The sequence below is a fragment of the Mesorhizobium sp. M7A.F.Ca.MR.245.00.0.0 genome, assembly GCF_003997415.1.
Lineage (GTDB): Bacteria > Pseudomonadota > Alphaproteobacteria > Rhizobiales > Rhizobiaceae > Mesorhizobium.
On the sequence record NZ_RZTE01000002.1, the window covers coordinates 78,985 to 83,230 of the forward strand.

The window sequence follows — 4,246 nt, forward strand, 5'->3', positions numbered from 1 at the left end:
GGAATCCGGCTCGAAGGGATCGCGGTAGGAGGCGCCACCGGAGGCGCCGGTAGCCGGGCCGGCAGCCTGCACGCCGCCGTCGCCTTTCTGGCTGACATTCTGCATGACGCCGGTATCCGCGGCGATTTCCGAAAGCACCGCGTAGGGGTCGGCGAAGAGATGATCGTCGGAGCGTTCCGCCTGCTGCGGCTCCTGCTTGTCCTGCTTGTGGTCCGACGCGCCCGCGCCGGCATTGCCGTTCTGTCCGGCTTTGCTGGTCGCCTCTTGCGGATCGTCGGCCGTCAGCCCCATGGCGCGCGGACCGTCGCCGAGATCCTCCAAGCCCTTGCGGCTCGAATTGCGGTCGACCAGCTTGACCGGGTTGAAGTAGCTGGCGACGGCTGCCTTGGTCTGCTCGTTGGCGGCGTTGATCAGCCACATGACCAGGAAGAAGCACATCATGGCCGTCATGAAGTCGGCGAAGGCGATCTTCCAGACGCCGCCATGGTGGGCCTCGTCATGGTCGTCATGGCTGCGCCGCACGATGATGATCTCGTGGCGGCCGTGGTCGGCGTCTGCGACGCTCATGCCAGGACCTCCGAGAGGACCGTCGACCATTCGGCCATGCGCGTCTCGAACACTGCTTCGTCGATGGCGACGGTCAGGTCGAAACCTGGCGCCTCGACAAAATCGAGATTGGCGGCGCGGGGTCCGAGCGACGCCTTCAGTGTTTCGAACATCGAGAGCGGGCCGCGCACGACGATGCGCACCGCTTCGGCATCGCCGACCGCTTCGCGGATGGCGCCGGCCAATGCCTCGATCGAACGTTTCTGCAGATCGTCGCTGACGATGCCGCCGATGATGCGGGCGACCGTGGCGGCGACAAGTCCGGTGACGCGCGCCTCCATGGCATCGATGCGCAACGAGACCGCCTTGCCGACATCGTCGCCGAGGCTTTCGAGAAATATCCTTGCTTCCTCGGCATTGGCCTGGCGTTCGGCTTCGAGCGCGGCGTCATGTGCAGCCGACAGGCGGACCTGCAGCGCTGCCTCCGCCTGGGCGACCGCCTCGGCGATCAGCGTGCCGATATCGGCCTGCGGCGCCGGCGTCTCGGGCTTGTGTTCGGGATCGATTGCTGCCCGGGACTGGCCGGCACGTTGCGCGCGCGTCCCGAAATCAGGCAGAAGGTCGAAGAGGGCTACGGAGGGCATGGTTTACACCGCCACTTCCTGGGCGGCCCATTTGCGCAGGATCTGCGCGGTGCGCTCCTCGTTGAGATCGACCATCCTGGCAAGCCTGTCCTGCGGCGCCGGCCGGATCTTCTGGCGAAGATCGTCGAGCGGCGTGGGGCCTGGGCGTGTGCCTGGCAAGGTCCCAATCGCGGCACTGTCGGTGGCCGCCATTGCCTCCGGCGTCGGCAGCGAGCGCTGGACGTCGTCGAAGCTGGGACCTGCCAGGGCCGGAGTAGCCTTTGCCGTCAGCGCCGCGGCCATCGGCCTCAGGCCGAAGAAGGCGACCAGGAACACCACGACGATGAAGGCACCGGCATTGATCATCGTGCCGGCATGCTGGCCGATCGAATCGAGCATTCCCGCCTGCGGGATCGCCTCGCCATCCAGGCCGTCGATGAACTCGACCGCCGAGACGTCGATGATGTCGCCGCGCTTTTCGTCAAGGCCGGTAGCGGACGTGACCATCTTCTGGATCTCGGCAACGCGCTTGGCGATCTGCTCCGGCGTGGCGTCCTTGCCGAGGATGGCCGTCAGCCGTTGCTGATTGACGACCACGGCAATCGACATCTTGGTGACGGTGTAGCCGTTTGAGACCGTGGCGATCTTCTTGGAATTGATCTCGTAGTTGGTGATCTCTTCCCTGCGGTCGTTCTGCGAGGAGGATTGCGGACCATCGGTGGCGGTTGCCTGGGTCTCGGGCAGGTTCTGCTCGACGCTGGCCGGAGTGGAAGCCTGCTTCTGGTTGTTGTTCTCGTTGGCCCGCACCGACTGCACCGAGCGTTCGACGCGGGAATTCGGATCGAAGATGGTCTCTTCCGTCTGGCGGGTGTCGGTGTTGACCTCGGCCTTGACGCTGGCGCGGAAATTGTCGGGGCCGAGATAGGCCGTCAGCGCACGGCGGATGTTGTCTCCGATCTGCGCCTCCACGGTCTGCTCGACGCCGAGCGTGCGGGCGGCGCTGGTGTTGGAAGGATCGTCGCCGGCGGCCAGCAGATTGCCGCTGGAATCGAGAACAGTCACCTTGTCTGCCGACAGGCCGGGAACGGCGGCGGCGACGAGATGGCGGATCGACATGGCGCTCTTCTCGGCGTCGATGCCGGCGTAGCGGATGACCACGGAGGCCGAGGGCTGCTGCTCGTCGCGGCGGAAATTGGCCCGTTCGGACATGACGATGTGGACCCGCGCAGCCTTGATGCCCGATATGGACTGGATGGTGCGGGCGATCTCGCCTTCCAGCGCGCGCACGCGGGTGATCTGCTGCATGAAGGAGGTAAGGCCGAGCGAGCCGACATTGTCGAACAATTCGTAGCCGGCATTGGCGCTGGTCGGCAGACCCTTTTCGGCAAGCAGCATGCGGGCCTGAGCGGTGGTGCCGGCCGGCACCAGAACCGAGGTTCCATCGGCGCCGACATCGAAGCCGATGCCGGCTTCGCCCAGCACCAGGCCGATCTGGTTCACGTCGGCGCGGTCTAGTCCCACATAGAGTGTGTCATAGGCGGGGCGGTTGAGATAGACCGAGGCGATGCCGATGACGCCCATCACCAGAACGGCGATGCCCGCCAGCATGGCGAGGCGCTTCACGCCAAACCCGCGGAGATTCGAGATGATGCTCTGGATCTGTTCCGGCACGGTTCAACGACTCCCAGCATGATTGTCCGCCGGAACTCTAGTCTTCGAAGCTTGTGCGAAAATGAAATCGGGCCGCGCTGGCGGCGCGGCCCGATTATCTGTTGGAAAGGACGGCGCCGGTGGCGCCCGTGATCAGCTCTTGAACAGAGACAGGATCGACTGCGAGGCGCTGTTGGCGATCGACAGCGCCTGGACGCCGAGCTGCTGCTGAACCTGCAGTGCCTGGAGCCGGGTCGATTCCTTGTTCATGTCGGCATCGACAAGCTGGCCGACGCCGCGGTCGATGGAGTCCATCAAACTCTGGGTGAACGTCTTCTGCAGGTCGATGCTGCTCTTGGCCGAACCGAGGATGGTGGCGGAGTCAGTCAGCTGGGCCATGACGTTATCGATCCTGTTCACCATCTGCGTGATGATGTCGTCGGTAATGCCTGGTGCCGTGATATCGAGGTTGTAGGCGGAGATATTGTCCACCTTGGCGACCGCTCCAGCCGCCGTCTGGCCGGCGGTGTTCGCGGCGATGTCCGTTCCTCCGCCCGCGATCACAGTCGCATAGGCGTTGTCATACAGGGTCTGGGCCGCCCCCGTGGAATAAACGGACGTCTGGCGATCGAGCGTGCCGTAATTCTTCACGTCCGTGGCCAGGCCATAATCGAAAAGCTTGGTGCTCTCGACATCGATATCGATCGTCCCGATCGAGATGGCGCCGGATGAGGAACGATTGAATGAGGACACGATCTGGGAATCGGGCTGGACGCCGTCATTGGCGGCCGCAACCTGCTTTGAGGTCACCGCCAGGAAGTTCGAGCCTGAAAAGGTGGCCGCATCGGCGAACGACTTCATCTGCGCCTGAAGCGCTTTGATCTCGGTCTGCGTCTTTGCCTTGGCTGCGTCCGTCTGGCCGACGGTCGAAAGCAGCTTGGTCTTGATCTGGCCGATCGTTGTCAGCACATTGTTCATGCCGGTGTAGGCGGTGTCGACTTTCGAGGCGCCGAGGCCGAGTGCATCCTGCACCGTCGACAGGGCCTGGTTGTCGGAGCGCATCGTGGTGGCGATCGACCAGTAGGCCGCGTTGTCCGAAGCTTGCGAGACACGGTAGCCCGTCGATATGCGGGCCTGTGTCTGCTCGAGTGACTTGTTGGTGGCGCTGAGGCTTTGAAGCGCGGTTAACGCCGCGGCGTTGGTCATGATACTCGCCAAGAAAGTCGCTCCTTCTCAAAGGCCGGCATGCTCAGACATGCCGGATAGGCCTGCTTCAACCGTGGTATCGTGCCAGTAGGGCCGATTCGCCAACCGTTGTAAGCTATTGGTTAACCATAATTAGCGGGACATGGTTAACAGCCTGTTAAACGCGGCCTTTCGAGAGTTAACGACAGAGCGTTGCGCGCGGTCCGAGCAAACGAAATCGG

General features: G+C 63.7%; 4 protein-coding genes. All 4 read right to left on the minus strand.

What is annotated here, in order from left to right:
* Nucleotides 1–567, minus strand: a 567-nt coding sequence (locus EOB80_RS35020; RefSeq protein WP_281057913.1) for a flagellar motor protein MotB, incomplete at its 3' end; no start/stop codon positions are given.
* Nucleotides 564–1,190 carry a hypothetical protein gene (locus tag EOB80_RS03425; RefSeq protein ID WP_127326672.1) on the minus strand — a complete coding sequence of 209 codons (627 nt, stop codon included), beginning with the start codon at nt 1,188–1,190 and terminating at the stop codon, nt 564–566. The genes EOB80_RS03425 and EOB80_RS35020, both read right to left, overlap by 4 nt.
* Before the next feature lie 3 nt (nt 1,191–1,193).
* Complete coding sequence (fliF, locus tag EOB80_RS03430; RefSeq protein ID WP_023810010.1) at nt 1,194–2,840, minus strand: flagellar basal-body MS-ring/collar protein FliF; 1,647 nt, start codon at nt 2,838–2,840, stop codon at nt 1,194–1,196.
* A gap of 132 nt (nt 2,841–2,972) precedes the next feature.
* Nucleotides 2,973–4,037: a flagellin gene (locus EOB80_RS03435; RefSeq protein ID WP_127321825.1), complete on the minus strand. Its 1,065-nt coding sequence runs from the start codon at nt 4,035–4,037 to the stop codon at nt 2,973–2,975.
* Nucleotides 4,038–4,246: the final 209 nt, after the last annotated feature.